At 41.0% G+C, this 12,537-nt stretch carries 16 protein-coding genes; 7 read left to right on the plus strand and 9 right to left on the minus strand.

Annotation, left to right across the window (positions count from 1 at the left end; genetic code table 11):
- Positions 1–6: 6 nt before the first annotated feature.
- Both queF and F0475_RS04075 read right to left on the minus strand, forming a co-directional pair.
- Positions 7–462, minus strand: coding sequence for a preQ(1) synthase (queF, locus tag F0475_RS04070; protein ID WP_155715544.1), 456 nt, complete (start codon positions 460–462; stop codon positions 7–9).
- 665 nt (positions 463–1,127) lie between these two features.
- Positions 1,128–1,820, minus strand: coding sequence for a queuosine precursor transporter (locus tag F0475_RS04075; protein ID WP_155715546.1), 693 nt, complete (start codon positions 1,818–1,820; stop codon positions 1,128–1,130).
- A 172-nt stretch (positions 1,821–1,992) separates the two neighbouring features.
- Here F0475_RS04075 and F0475_RS04080 point away from each other — a divergent pair, with 172 nt between their 5' ends.
- Positions 1,993–2,829 (plus strand): TlpA family protein disulfide reductase, encoded by an 837-nt coding sequence (locus F0475_RS04080; RefSeq protein WP_449421264.1) that lies wholly within the window; start codon positions 1,993–1,995, stop codon positions 2,827–2,829.
- Between the two features lie 46 nt (positions 2,830–2,875).
- On the opposite strand, the gene F0475_RS04085 is transcribed toward F0475_RS04080, so the two are convergent.
- Both F0475_RS04085 and F0475_RS04090 read right to left on the minus strand, forming a co-directional pair.
- The gene (locus F0475_RS04085; RefSeq protein WP_155715550.1) at positions 2,876–3,820 is read right to left on the minus strand and encodes a calcium/sodium antiporter; all 945 of its coding nucleotides are present in this window, start codon (positions 3,818–3,820) and stop codon (positions 2,876–2,878) included.
- Between the two features lie 370 nt (positions 3,821–4,190).
- Positions 4,191–4,862, minus strand: coding sequence for a Crp/Fnr family transcriptional regulator (locus tag F0475_RS04090; protein WP_004382486.1), 672 nt, complete (start codon positions 4,860–4,862; stop codon positions 4,191–4,193).
- Between the two features lie 137 nt (positions 4,863–4,999).
- Here F0475_RS04090 and F0475_RS04095 point away from each other — a divergent pair, with 137 nt between their 5' ends.
- The 3 genes from F0475_RS04095 to F0475_RS04105 all read left to right on the plus strand — a co-directional run bounded on the left by F0475_RS04095 (position 5,000) and on the right by F0475_RS04105 (position 6,821).
- On the plus strand, positions 5,000–5,524 hold the full coding sequence (locus tag F0475_RS04095; RefSeq protein ID WP_155715551.1) for a hemerythrin domain-containing protein: 525 nt from the start codon (positions 5,000–5,002) through the stop codon (positions 5,522–5,524).
- A 22-nt stretch (positions 5,525–5,546) separates the two neighbouring features.
- Entirely contained in the window at positions 5,547–5,888 is a 342-nt protein-coding gene (locus F0475_RS04100; RefSeq protein ID WP_155715553.1) for a DUF488 domain-containing protein, read from the plus strand.
- 525 nt (positions 5,889–6,413) lie between these two features.
- The gene (locus F0475_RS04105; RefSeq protein ID WP_155715554.1) at positions 6,414–6,821 is read left to right on the plus strand and encodes an Hsp20/alpha crystallin family protein; all 408 of its coding nucleotides are present in this window, start codon (positions 6,414–6,416) and stop codon (positions 6,819–6,821) included.
- Between the two features lie 166 nt (positions 6,822–6,987).
- Here F0475_RS04105 and F0475_RS04110 read toward each other — a convergent pair whose 3' ends face one another.
- The 5 genes from F0475_RS04110 to nusB all read right to left on the minus strand — a co-directional run bounded on the left by F0475_RS04110 (position 6,988) and on the right by nusB (position 10,596).
- Complete coding sequence (locus tag F0475_RS04110; protein ID WP_004382481.1) at positions 6,988–7,425, minus strand: DUF5606 family protein; 438 nt, start codon at positions 7,423–7,425, stop codon at positions 6,988–6,990.
- Between the two features lie 55 nt (positions 7,426–7,480).
- The gene (coaE, locus tag F0475_RS04115; RefSeq protein ID WP_155715556.1) at positions 7,481–8,059 is read right to left on the minus strand and encodes a dephospho-CoA kinase; all 579 of its coding nucleotides are present in this window, start codon (positions 8,057–8,059) and stop codon (positions 7,481–7,483) included.
- Positions 8,056–9,066 (minus strand): CdaR family protein, encoded by a 1,011-nt coding sequence (locus F0475_RS04120; RefSeq protein WP_009434883.1) that lies wholly within the window; start codon positions 9,064–9,066, stop codon positions 8,056–8,058. The genes coaE and F0475_RS04120 overlap by 4 nt, the downstream gene beginning before the upstream one ends.
- A 30-nt stretch (positions 9,067–9,096) precedes the next feature.
- Complete coding sequence (gene yajC, locus F0475_RS04125; RefSeq protein ID WP_004382476.1) at positions 9,097–9,426, minus strand: preprotein translocase subunit YajC; 330 nt, start codon at positions 9,424–9,426, stop codon at positions 9,097–9,099.
- Between the two features lie 96 nt (positions 9,427–9,522).
- Positions 9,523–10,596, minus strand: a complete 1,074-nt coding sequence (nusB, locus tag F0475_RS04130) for a transcription antitermination factor NusB (RefSeq protein WP_155715558.1) — start codon at positions 10,594–10,596, stop codon at positions 9,523–9,525.
- 263 nt (positions 10,597–10,859) lie between these two features.
- Between nusB and F0475_RS04135 the strand changes: the two genes are divergently transcribed.
- The 3 genes from F0475_RS04135 to F0475_RS04145 are packed head-to-tail and all read left to right on the plus strand — an operon-like array spanning position 10,860 to position 12,491.
- Positions 10,860–11,465, plus strand: coding sequence for a 50S ribosomal protein L25/general stress protein Ctc (locus F0475_RS04135; RefSeq protein ID WP_155715560.1), 606 nt, complete (start codon positions 10,860–10,862; stop codon positions 11,463–11,465).
- A gap of 19 nt (positions 11,466–11,484) precedes the next feature.
- On the plus strand, positions 11,485–12,057 hold the full coding sequence (gene pth, locus F0475_RS04140) for an aminoacyl-tRNA hydrolase (RefSeq protein WP_155715562.1): 573 nt from the start codon (positions 11,485–11,487) through the stop codon (positions 12,055–12,057).
- Between the two features lie 20 nt (positions 12,058–12,077).
- On the plus strand, positions 12,078–12,491 hold the full coding sequence (locus tag F0475_RS04145; protein ID WP_155715563.1) for an RNA-binding S4 domain-containing protein: 414 nt from the start codon (positions 12,078–12,080) through the stop codon (positions 12,489–12,491).
- Positions 12,492–12,537: the final 46 nt, after the last annotated feature.

Here is a 12,537-nt window from a genome sequence, read left to right on the forward strand (position 1 = left end):
GCTCCCTTATTCGTGCGTGATGAACCGTTGCTCGGCTAACTGCTCGTATTTCGTACCCTTACGACCATAATTAGCGTATGGATAGATACTGATTCCCCCACGTGGAGTGAAGATGCCTGTCACCTCGATGTACTTAGGATCCATGAGCTTAATGAGGTCCTTCATAATAATATTCACACAATCTTCATGGAAATCACCATGATTACGGAAGCTAAAAAGATAGAGTTTAAGACTCTTACTCTCAACCATTCGCTCGTCAGGGACGTATGAGATACGTATCTCTGCAAAATCGGGTTGTCCCGTAATAGGGCACAGACTCGTGAACTCAGGACAGTTGAAACGCACCCAATAGTCATTCTCTAGATGCTTGTTCATAAACGTCTCCAACACCTCTGGCGCATAATCCATTCTGTATTGGGTTGCAGAACCTAACGACTGCAAGCCCTCTTCGTTTCTTTCCATAATCGTTTCTATTGTTTTACTTGCAAAGGTAATACATTGTTAGTAAATTGCAAACACCATCCCCATATATTACCTCTCTAACCAACATCTTATAGGCTTCGAGGTCCTCTCCCACCCGTTCCATTATTATTTACTCCACGTCTGCGAATCATTTCTCACGTGCTCTGCATCTTTTACAAACGTATAAAAAGTTTGTTTCATCATGAAGAGACACTCGTTTCATCATGATGAAACACAAGTTTCATCGTGATGAGACAAATAAAAGGTACGGGAGATAAAGACGTAAAACACATGAGAAAAGAAGAAGATACAAGGAAGAAACTGAGTGAAACTGTATTAGACAAGGAGCGCAAACGCACAACTAATAGGAATCGATATTGACCAATCCGAATAGCAAGCGGGGTTCTGGTTTGTTGTGCAACCTTACTCATAGTAAGCTCACTCGCATAAAGTTGCTCTGCATTAGATTAGATATTTACCGATGTTTGTCTTCTTATTTTGCCTCACAACACTATCCCTGCTTTGAGACAATATTAGGTACACTATCAGAACTTACAGAAGATTTGCATCCATGAGATACTACTACTCAAGCCTTACTTACATCGAGAAAGGGGATGTGCCAACCGATTGGCACATCCCCTTTTAATTGTTTATTCCCTTGTGTGCTACTGCAAAGAAAATATCTTCCAAATACTGTAATTCACACCATTGTCATAGACATCTTCCCCTTCATGCGCCTTTAAAGCCTTCACTACACGGATGGTGATAGGCAAAGCTATTACCTCGTAAAGCGTCTTTAAGACTACCTGCCAGAGCATTAGTTTTGGCAATTCTGGAGTTGGAACAACGCCACCCAACGCCAATGGGAAGAAGATAAGAGAGTCAAGGCTCTCACCTGCAATGGTACTCAAGATGGCACGCCATGAGAAATGACGACCTCCATCACGTAGCTTCATCTTACTCATTACGTAGGCATTAGCGAATGAACCTACGATGAAAGCTACGAAAGAGGCTGCTGCCACACGTGGAGCAAGACCAAAGATAGCATGAAACCCTGCTTCGTTAGTCCAATAAGGAGCACCAGGAATCCAATCACATAAAGCCCCCATAGATACGAAGAAGAAGTTCATTGCAAAACCTGTCCATATTAACAGACGTGCTTTTTGGAACCCCCATACCTCACAAACACAGTCGTTGATGATGTAAGAGATGGGGAAGACGATGAGTCCACCCGTCAATGAGATACCTAACACAGAGATTTGCTTTGTCTCGAGCGTGTTTGCCGCAATAAGGCAAACGCAAAAGAGGATGCTGAAAAGCATAAACAGCACACTCACTTGTTGTCTACTTTTTATCATTGTCTTGTTTTGTTAAAGGGGGTTGAGCAAGTACCCCTATTCAATTAAGCGGCTGCAAAGGTACGCTTTTTATCTGAACTACCATAATAAGCCCTAAAAAAAAGCTAAATACACGTGGAGATAAGCATATTTTCATTACTTTTGTAACCATAATATAAACCAAATGAAAGATATGAAGAAAATCATTTTAATGACCATGTTGGCTGCTACAACACTTGCTGCTAGTGCGCAAGATACAAAGCCATACGAGAGTAAGATGTCGCAGATTGAGACTGAATATAATAAGTTGAAAGCTGAATTTGAAGTCCTCAAACAGAAGGATCCATCTACATTTACTGATGCAGACAAGGCTAAGATTGGAGAAATCATGGCAAAGGCTGACTCACTAGATAGTGTTCAGTTGGCTACTGTTCTAGAGATTGCTGATAAGTTCAAGACTACTACTTTCCCTGCAAAATATATTGCGGAGGTGGCTGACGGACTAGAATATGCAGACTTGAAGAGGCTATGTGACCCATCAACGGGCTATTACAATGCGCCAGAGATGAAGAAAGCCAAAGATTTATATGAGATGTATAAGCTACGCGAACCAGGCTCTATGTATAAGGAGTTGGTAATGACCGACCTCAATGGTAAGCAAATGAAGCTAAGCGATTGGGCAGGTAAGGGTAAGTATGTGTTCGTTGACTTCTGGGCTAGCTGGTGTGCGCCTTGCCGCAAGGAGATGCCTAACGTTGTGGAGGCTTATAAGAGATATAAGGACAAGGGACTAGAGATTATTGGTGTTAGTTTCGATGACAACAAACTCAAATGGTCATCTGCTGTTGAGAAGCTCGGTATGACTTGGCCTCAGATGTCTGACCTGAAAGGCTGGCAGTCTGCTGCTGGTAAGGTTTATGGCATTCGTTCTATTCCTTCAAACATACTGCTCGATAAGGACGGCAAAATCATTGCAATGGATCTAAGAGGTGAAGCTTTGCAGACAGAATTAGCAAAGTTATTGAAGTAATATATATAAAGTGTGTCAGATAGCTGCGCTATTTGACACACTTTATTTAATAACACAACACGACCATATAACCGATAAACACTATTGTAAGGACTACTCCTTCCCACCTTGCAATCTTATACTTCGTGAAGGAGAAAAGCCATACTAACAGCGTTGAGACTACCATCATTGAGAGGTCTAACATTGTTATACCTTGCAAGTGCATAGGAGTTATTACACCTGTAACGCCCAAGATTGCTAGAATATTAAACACATTCGAGCCTAAGACATTGCCAATAGCAATGCCACTATTACCTTTGCGCGCAGAAACAACACTTGTTGCTAACTCTGGTAGGGAGGTTCCTCCAGCCACAATGGTTAGTCCGATGACTGCTTCCGACACACCGATATGCTCTGCCACCTTCGTTGCTCCTTCCACAAAAAGGTTACTGCCCCCTATCAAACAAGCTAATCCAACGATTATCCATACGATAGAAAGCCATGCTGCCATAGGTTTTTTCTTATCTTCAATGGGCTCTGTCTTAGCTGTGGTATCATCTTCTTTCGTCTTAGCACCCTTCAAGGTGACATACATAAAGACAAGGAATAGCACAAAGAGGATGCCTGCATCCAACCTACTAATATTACCATCAAGACACATTATTAGTAATACAACTGAGGCAAATAACGCAAAAGGTATATCCTTCCGAACGGTTGACTTCAAGATAGTCATAGGTGCTACCCACGCGGAGACACCAACTATCAACAGCGTATTAAAGATGTTCGAACCAACGATGTTACCTACAGCCAAGTCGGTAGTACCTTTGAGTGCAGACACAAGACTCACACAAAACTCAGGCATACTTGTGCCCATCGCAACTATTGTTAACCCTATCACAATCTGTGGCATCTTCATTTTCTCAGCCACTGCTACAGCCCCGTCAGTCAGTCGGTCGGCTCCCCATAAAACGAGCACAATGCCCACGAGGATAAATAAAACATTTAGTATCATATACTTCTTACTCTTTTGGCGGGCAAAGATACAAATAAAAAGCTATATGCCAAAATGTTAGTTCTGCATCAATTATGGGCTACTTACAATGCAGTTATTTGATAAATAGCCCTCATTTCATCCATTATTTGCTTCCAAGTTGCCCCTCTTCACAATATGAAAGAGACTAAGGTCTATGTGTAACAAGGCTATGCCTTGTTAGCCAAGAACAAAGGTAGCACAAATGAAGAGACGCTCTTCTTGACATGAAGAGAGCCTTTCCTTACAACAAGGAAACGCCCTTCTCAATTAGAGAAAAGCGTCTCCTTATATTTCCCTTTAGGTACTCCCCCTCCTTGAGAGGAGCTGGAGGAAGTTCTATATATGCTCTTTAGCCAGCAAGCCCACGTCGATTAAGGATCTTAATAATCTTACCCTTAATCTCGATAGCACCCTCTTTCTCCAAATCGGAAAGCACACGCAGAAGAGAGAACTTCTGTATTCCGAATGAATCAGCAATCTCTTGACGTGAGCGCTCAAGGTGTATCTCATTACTACCCTGCTCTCCTGCACGCTCTAAAAGTAGGTAGGCTACCTTCTCACGGACGGTAAAGAGACTAAGAATCTTCATCTTTTGCGTAAGGAAAACATCTATATTAGAAAGGATACGAATGAAATTCATGCGGATAGCATCATCATTATCAATAAGTGACTTCAGGCTATCGGGCTTCATACGAAACAATTCCACACGACCATCAGTCTCGACACTAACGGGTAGACTTCGGTCTTTAGAGAAGATAAATGCAGGTGCAACAAGATTGCCACTTCGCAGTCGGCTCACCTCTACTTGCTTACCCGACAGGGCTGCCATACGGCATATCAACACACCACTCACCACAATATCTACTGATCGACAAGGCATTCCTGCCAATGCATAAACATCATGCGGAGGTAGAGAAACCAGCTGATGTGGAACGTTCCCCAGCGTTATTTCTATCTCAATATCACTCATCCCTGCAAAGAGCGGACAGGCACGAAGAGCTTTCATAACATTACTTTCCATGCCTGCAAAGATACAAAGAATACTTGTAATCCTATACTTTTAACGTGCTTTAACCCGATATGGTCACATTTGTTACTCCCTTTCTTCCGTTATTTTTGATACTTTTGCAAGCAAGAACAAGATAACAATTTAAAGATATGTCACAGGCACAATTCAAAACAAATATCCCTTTCGAGACATGGGATCTAGACTTACTTGTTGATTACGTATTGAAGTTTCATCATCGTAACACACGTAAATATGGTAATGAACTATTAGAGAGACTGAACCAATTAGCAGCTAATCACCCCGAATTAGATCGTGTTGTAGATCATTTCCGTAATAGTATTGCAGACTTAGACTTGCATTGCCAGAAAGAAGAGAACGTACTCTATCCTTTCATCCTAGAGCTTTTCAATGCAGCAGAATTGGGTCAGGAGCACGCTCCATTCCACTGTGGTTCCATCCAATTCCCTATCAATGCAATGATGGCTGACCATAGTGATGAGATTGAACGACACGATCGCATTGCAGAACTGACTAATAACTACACAGCCCCAGAAGGTGCAGAACCTGAATATGTAAAGGCTTTAGCAGACTTAAAACAGTTCCGCAATTATCTCTTGGAACATATCTATGTGGAAAACGAAGTGATATTCCCGAGAGCATTAGCTATAGAATAAGGTTTAAATGGAGAACTAGATTATGAAACTAAAACGTGTTTATTTGCCGGCAGAAGAAACCGATGGTTATCGAATACTCGTAGACCGATTGTGGCCAAGAGGTATTAGTAAAGAGAAAGCGAAGATTGACCTTTGGCTGAAAGAGGTTGCTCCGAGCAATGAATTACGTAAGTGGTTCGGGCATGACCCAGAGCGTTTCAACGAGTTTACCGAGCGTTACAAAGCAGAGTTACAAGCATCTGGCGCATTGGAGGAGTTACATCAAGCTATCCAAGAACATCCTAATGCAACACTACTTTATGCAGCACATGACGAGCAACATAACAACGCCATCGTCCTGCAAGAACTACTCGAAACGAAATAAATAAACACAGGAACAGATATTATTGTCTGCTCCTGCGTTGCTTTATACACTATCCTAATAGTGAATAAAGCAGTATCTTAACATTTAACGTATTAAAGGAAAGCACATAGCTCCCTCTTTACTTCATGTTTCTAGATTATGATTTCTTATGAAGATAGCATTTATTCCACTACAAAAACATAGTTTGTAAGCCTACAGAATAAATTACAAACTAACTTGGTTTACCAACATTTATATGAAACTGAAGTAATAGTTGCAAGAAAGGAGAATACCTTTCTCACATAGGAATAGAACACCCATATATTATAAAAATAGATTAGCTTCACTCATATTTAGTTGTATCTCAAGGTTAAAAGACCTCCATTAAAAGAGATTCACATTACAAAATAGAAAAGAATATATACTTTCAAGCCATAATGTCAGTATATGCAGTCATCTTGTCACACATAATCCCTTGGTATGCTCCTTGCATTATGGTCAGTACAAAAACGATAATAATAACATAAAGTAAAGGAGATGAAAGATATGTATAGAAATTCATGGTTACCAGAAGTTTTCAATGACTTTTTGAATACAGCAAATATGCCTAAGACAAATGCAACAGCACCAGCTATCAACGTACTGGAGTCTGAAAAGGAATATACAGTGGAGCTTGCAGCACCAGGACTAAGCAAGGAGGATTTCGATGTAAACATCAATAGTGATGGTGACTTAACCATTAAGATGGAGAAGAAAGCCGAGGAGCAAGAGAAGAAAGGTCATTACTTGCGTCGTGAGTTTGCTTACAGCAAGTATGAGCAGACACTGATCTTGCCAGATGATGTACAAAAGGAGCATATCGCAGCACGTGTTAATAATGGTGTGTTGACGGTTGTTTTGCCTAAGATTCAGGTTCAAGAGCAGAAGGTTGCAAGGCAGATTGCTGTAGACTAAAGATTTGAGAGACTTTGAGGTAAAAGTCTAGTTGTCTAGTTATTGATGAAAGAAGGATTATACTGAATTGAATAAATTGTGATGTTAAAAGCCCCAAGTACGCTTGTACTCGGGGCTTTTTCGTATTCTAACACTTAGTTGCTCTAAGCGTTTTATATGATTTCAATTACTTTCTGTCATCGATGTTATCACCCTCAGTAGGCTTCATATCCTCTTCAAAGTTGGTTTCTCCTGCCTTTACAAGGATCTCGTACCACTGAAGAAGTTTCTTGATATCGCTGTTGTGAACGCGGTCACGATCGAAGTTAGGAAGCACCTCTCCAAAGTAAGCCTGTAGCTCCTTTGCAGATGCCTTACGCCAATTAAGGGAAGCAACTTTGCCATTCTCTTTATCACGCAACTTAGTCAATATTTCGCCCAATGGCACATCCTCGCTATCAGTGAACATTGCAATATCAGCAAGACTGGTTACTCTGTCGGTAGCAAAAGCTGGTTGACGCTTGTGCGTCTCATCGAGTGATTCAACGATAAGATTCGATTTACCACGGCTAACCAACTTATAGAGTCCTGGTTTGCCTGCAATTGAAAGAATTGTCTGTAACATTTTCTTATAAATTGTTTATTGTTAAATTATTCTGAATTAATAACTCTCTTTATTCTTAGGAATGGTTCTCTGTGGAAGATAGTTGTGTGAGCAGGGAGTCTATCTGCTGGTCTAATGATTGTATTCCATCATTGATAATTTCATAATCACTACGCTTCAAGACTTCTTCTTGCGGTAATTGTCGGTTTATCCAATCGAGAGTTTTCTCTCTGCTGATAACATCCCTTTGCATAACACGTTGTATGCGCACTTCTATCGGAGCAGTGACACATACCACCTTATCTATATGTGTGCGCTCGTAGAAACGACTATCAAAGAGAATGGCACTCTCTATCCACGACATTCCTGATTGTTCGAAATCACGTGCAACGGCAGGATGAATGATATTATTAACAGCTTGTACATGGGCATCATCACGAAGGAGATAATCGGCAAGAACAGCTTTCTGCAATATACCTTCTTTATATACATGCTCGCCAACTAACAGCTTTAGATTCTTTTGCAACTGAATCGAAGTGCGCATGAGTAGCTTAGCATGGGCATCACAATCGTATACCTTTATACCACGCATAGCTAATATTTGGCACACATAGGACTTACCACTACCAATACCACCTGTTATTGCAATAATCATCGCTGCTCAATTAAATAATCAACAGTATTGACTGACGGACGAACATTTCGAACACCATTAGGAGTATTGAGGATATATAAGCGGCATTTGTCCGAATGAGTAGATTCTATATCCTTATAATTAACGACAATGCGGAAGTCTACGGGCAGTAATTCCTTTGTCTCTGCATTCTTCGGCATACTACGCATACGATATGCACCAACGACAAAGCGAACCTTTACCTTACTTGGGAATGTACGCATTACCTTGTCTTCTGGCATGTTGATAGCCTCTATTGGTACTTCAACGCTTTCTTCCGTAAGGACATCAGGGTAGAGTTTCATCTTCACTTTCGATGGTATGCACTTCGCATTCGTGAACTTCCGAAGATCAATCGTCATCTCCTTCACGTCGGTAAAATTGGTAATATACTGACGTTTTGTATAGACCGTTTGAATACTGTCCAATACATTCCTAGCGGCATAAACCTGTACACTATCGGGAACAAAGTCGACGTGTGCTAGATAATAATTCTTACCTGGCACTACCGTTCCTAATAAATGCACAGGAACCTTCTTATGTTGTCCGAAATTGAATGAAAACGAGAGTTTTCCACCTTTGACCGAGGTTATCTTCGAGCTTTTAGCCAACTGAAGATAAATTTGTTTTTGAAGATCTGCGACAGAAATATCGCCCCGGCTGTGCCCATCAGTATAGAGCCTATAGTCTGCATAAATGGGGCGGAAAGCATCCTCTGCACCATAAGCAGCTATCATATAGCCTTTATCGCGAACCGTAAAACGAACAACAGAATCAGGATCACTCGTAATAACAACATTACGAGGGACGTCTGCCATACGAAGTGGTATGCTAAACTCCCGCTCATAGGTTTCATTTAGCGTCATAATAAGCCAAAATCCACCACTTAATACAAGGAAGAACAAAAAAATCAGAAACTCCTTGTTGATGATTATCGACAAGAAGCTTCTGAAGAGATTGAGTGTATGCAGCGATTTGCCTATCTTCATCAAATAAATTACTCCTTTATGAGATCGTTTTTACTTTGACTGCCCCTGTTGTGAAGCCTGTACGCTAGCAAAGACGTAACCTTTATCTACGGTGATAACAACATTGTGTGCAATCTCTATGTCAACCTTATTAGTTGCCAAATCAATCTTCTTGACTGTACCGTAGATACCACCACCAGTAACAACAGTGTCACCTGCTTTCAATGCATTCTGGAAAGCACGAATTTCTTTCTGTTTCTTCTGTTGTGGGCGAATCATTAAGAACCACATGATGGCAAAGATTACTACCATCATAACTATCATCTGCCAACCACCACCACCTTGGGTAGGTTGTGCGGCTAAAAACATAGCTGTATTCATTTTATCTATTTATTACTTTTATTGTACTATTAAAAAATGTTTGTCTACATGAAGCTTACTTTTCCGAAGAAGAACTCCATACATAAAACAAATTGATTATTCAATATTCTCTTGTGGAGCATCAGGCTGCGTGCGACTAGCAATGCGCTGAGCCGATGTCTGCGCAATCGTTGGGCGACGTCCCTCTCGACGGGGAGCATTGTTCCGCTGATTATCTACATAGGCACGACGAGGACGTGGTTCTGGCATTACCTTCATCATCTTACCCGTCTGAATAAGATGGCGTGCAATAGCATCAAGCATTCCATTAATGTATCCGCCACTTCGTGGAGTGCTATACAACTTAGCTAAGTCAACATACTCATTGATGGTCACTGTCGCTGGAATATTAGGGAATGTCAACATCTCCGCAATAGCTATTTGCATGATAACAACATCCATATAAGCCAGACGAGAGAAGTCCCAGTTACGACTAGACTCACTCATATAACGTTGATATTCATCAGCATTAAGAATAGTAGAACGGAATAGCTTAATAGCGAACTCACGATCATCCTCTTCTCTATATTCCTTCAAGAGTTCTTGATCTGCCTTATTTTCTGGGTCAAAACGCTTAATCGTTTTAAGAACAAAGGTATCAACAATCTCTTTATCATCATTCCAATAAAGACTCTTCTCCTCTAGAACTGCATCTAAGTCTGCGTTCTCTTGTATCAAAGTACGATAGATTTTACGCCAAACCTCACGATCTACATCATACGAATCCTCTTCGTTCACCATATACTCTTGGTAGATTGTACTCTGCTCTATCTGATCACAAAGTTTACGTACAATCTCCATATCATCCTCCCAACGATGTTTCTGAGTTTCCATGAAACTATTGAGTTGCTTATTCTCCTCTAGCTGTACCGCAAACTTATTATAAGCAAAGCGCTGAGAAGGAGCCTCTGTTCCTTCACGTGTAGCACGATTAGCATTTATCTCCACGCGATGGCGCTCCTCTTGCGTGATAGATACAATTAAAGCCAAGAGGTAATTGTAGAGATCATACGCTTTTGCTAAACTGAAAAGCAATTCTTTCTCTGCATTGTCCATATTCCTGTTACCGTTCTGATAGTATGCATAGGTTAACTGGACAATCTTAATTCTAATTAATTCCCTATTGATCATTGTCTATTCTAAAAGATTGTGTTTCTATTGAATTCTTTAACGTTGCAAATATAGGAAAATTCCTTTGCACATGCAAACAAAACTTTCTTTTTCTATGTTTTTTAAGACAATACTTGTGTAGTCCAGCGAAAAGAGGTAACTTTGCAGCGCTTTCTGCAAATTGAGAAAGAGGTATTAAAAGTTCTATAAAGACTTCGTTCTCCATATTTCTCAGTGTGTGATGGCGAATTAACGTTCATATTAATTTAGAGTAACACAAAGTTATGAAAGAAATTAAAGTAGCAGGTCAGAAGCGTACAGACCTTGGAAAGAAAGCTTCAAAGCAACTTCGTAAGGAAGGTTTAGTTCCTTGTAACCTTTATGGTGAGGCACAGAAAGACGGCAAGCCATTGGCATTGTCATTCACTGCTTCAATGGCAGAACTCCGCAAGTTGGTTTACACTCCACACATCTATGTTGTAGAGTTGGTTATTGACGGCGAGAGACACACAGCTGTTCTTAAGGAACTCCAGTTCCATCCAGTAACAGATGCTTTGCTTCACGTAGACTTCTATGAAGTAAACGACCAGAAGCCTATCGTTATGGGCGTACCAGTTAAGCTCGTTGGTTTAGCACAGGGTGTACGTGATGGTGGACGTATGAACATGTCTATTCGTAAGATCAATGTTAAGGCTCCTTATCAGCAGATTCCAGAGCACCTCGACATCAACGTTACTCATCTTAACCTCGGTAAGAGTATTAAGGTTGGTGAATTAAGCTTCGAAGGTCTCGAATTAATAACTCCAAAGGAAGTTGTAGTTTGCTCAATCAAGGCTACACGTAACTCTATCCAGGCTGCTGCTGCAGCTGCTGCAGCTGAGGCTGAGTAATCTTAACAAGATACGACAATTGGATAAGTATTTAATTTGTGGACTAGGCAACCCAGGTCATGAATACGAGGGAACTAGGCACAACACAGGATTTATGGTATTGGACGCTTTCGCTAAAGCGTCCAATATTGTTTTTGAGGACAAACGCTATGGCTTCATAGCAGAAACTACTATTAAAGGGCGGAAAATCATCCTTCTCAAGCCTACAACATTCATGAATCTATCAGGGAATGCTGTTCGTTATTGGCTGAATAAGGAGAATATTGACCAAAGTCGACTACTCGTTATTTCCGACGATGTCGCTTTACCATTAGGTGCTTTTCGCTTAAAAGGGAATGGATCAAATGGTGGGCACAATGGCTTGGGGCATATTCAACAACTCATCGGACAAAATTATGCACGATTACGCATGGGTGTTGGCAACGATTACCCACGTGGAGGTCAAATAGACTGGGTACTTGGGCATTATTCAGAAGATGATATGAAAGTCCTTCAACCTGCGATTGATTTAGGTGTAGATATCATCAAGAGTTTTGTTTTAGCAGGCTTAGATATCACCATGAATCAATTTAACAAACTCGGTAAGAAGTAACACAACTACTAAAAGATGACATGAACGACGTTGCAAGAATAGATAAATGGCTCTGGGCTGCACGCATCTTTAAAACTCGCTCCATTGCAGCAGACGCCTGTAAGAATGGTCGTGTGACGATTAAGGGCGTAAACGTAAAGCCTTCTCACACTATCAAAGTGGGTGAAGTTGTAAGCGTAAAGAAGCCTCCTATCACCTATTCGTTTAAGGTTCTTAAAACCATCGAACAGCGCGTTGGAGCAAAACTTATCCCCGAAGTATATGAGAATGTCACCGAGGCAAAGCAATACGAACTACTTGAGATGAGTCGTATCAGTGGTTTCGTTGACAGAGCGCGAGGTACTGGTCGCCCCACTAAGAAAGACCGTCGACAGATAGATGCCTTCATCGATCCTTCAATGTTCGGCTTCGATGATGATGAGGAGGACGAGTAACAATAGGGACAGACGCCATCGTCTGTCCCTACTTTGTGGCATTTCA

Source organism: Prevotella vespertina (genome assembly GCF_009728485.1).
GTDB classification, from domain to species: domain Bacteria; phylum Bacteroidota; class Bacteroidia; order Bacteroidales; family Bacteroidaceae; genus Prevotella; species Prevotella vespertina.

What these genes read in the sequence shown, in the direction of transcription:
- queF (WP_155715544.1), bottom strand. Translation starts at nt 462, where the DNA reads ATGGAAAGAAACGAAGAGGGCTTGCAGTCGTTAGGTTCTGCAACCCAA.
- nusB (WP_155715558.1), bottom strand. Translation starts at nt 10,596, where the DNA reads ATGATCAATAGGGAATTAATTAGAATTAAGATTGTCCAGTTAACCTAT.
- yajC (WP_004382476.1), bottom strand. Translation starts at nt 9,426, where the DNA reads ATGAATACAGCTATGTTTTTAGCCGCACAACCTACCCAAGGTGGTGGT.
- F0475_RS04145 (WP_155715563.1), top strand. Translation starts at nt 12,078, where the DNA reads ATGAACGACGTTGCAAGAATAGATAAATGGCTCTGGGCTGCACGCATC.
- coaE (WP_155715556.1), bottom strand. Translation starts at nt 8,059, where the DNA reads ATGATTATTGCAATAACAGGTGGTATTGGTAGTGGTAAGTCCTATGTG.
- F0475_RS04105 (WP_155715554.1), top strand. Translation starts at nt 6,414, where the DNA reads ATGTATAGAAATTCATGGTTACCAGAAGTTTTCAATGACTTTTTGAAT.
- F0475_RS04075 (WP_155715546.1), bottom strand. Translation starts at nt 1,820, where the DNA reads ATGATAAAAAGTAGACAACAAGTGAGTGTGCTGTTTATGCTTTTCAGC.
- F0475_RS04085 (WP_155715550.1), bottom strand. Translation starts at nt 3,820, where the DNA reads ATGATACTAAATGTTTTATTTATCCTCGTGGGCATTGTGCTCGTTTTA.
- F0475_RS04135 (WP_155715560.1), top strand. Translation starts at nt 10,860, where the DNA reads ATGAAAGAAATTAAAGTAGCAGGTCAGAAGCGTACAGACCTTGGAAAG.
- F0475_RS04090 (WP_004382486.1), bottom strand. Translation starts at nt 4,862, where the DNA reads ATGGAAAGTAATGTTATGAAAGCTCTTCGTGCCTGTCCGCTCTTTGCA.
- F0475_RS04120 (WP_009434883.1), bottom strand. Translation starts at nt 9,066, where the DNA reads ATGAAGATAGGCAAATCGCTGCATACACTCAATCTCTTCAGAAGCTTC.
- F0475_RS04110 (WP_004382481.1), bottom strand. Translation starts at nt 7,425, where the DNA reads ATGTTACAGACAATTCTTTCAATTGCAGGCAAACCAGGACTCTATAAG.
- F0475_RS04100 (WP_155715553.1), top strand. Translation starts at nt 5,547, where the DNA reads ATGAAACTAAAACGTGTTTATTTGCCGGCAGAAGAAACCGATGGTTAT.
- F0475_RS04095 (WP_155715551.1), top strand. Translation starts at nt 5,000, where the DNA reads ATGTCACAGGCACAATTCAAAACAAATATCCCTTTCGAGACATGGGAT.
- F0475_RS04080 (WP_449421264.1), top strand. Translation starts at nt 1,993, where the DNA reads ATGAAGAAAATCATTTTAATGACCATGTTGGCTGCTACAACACTTGCT.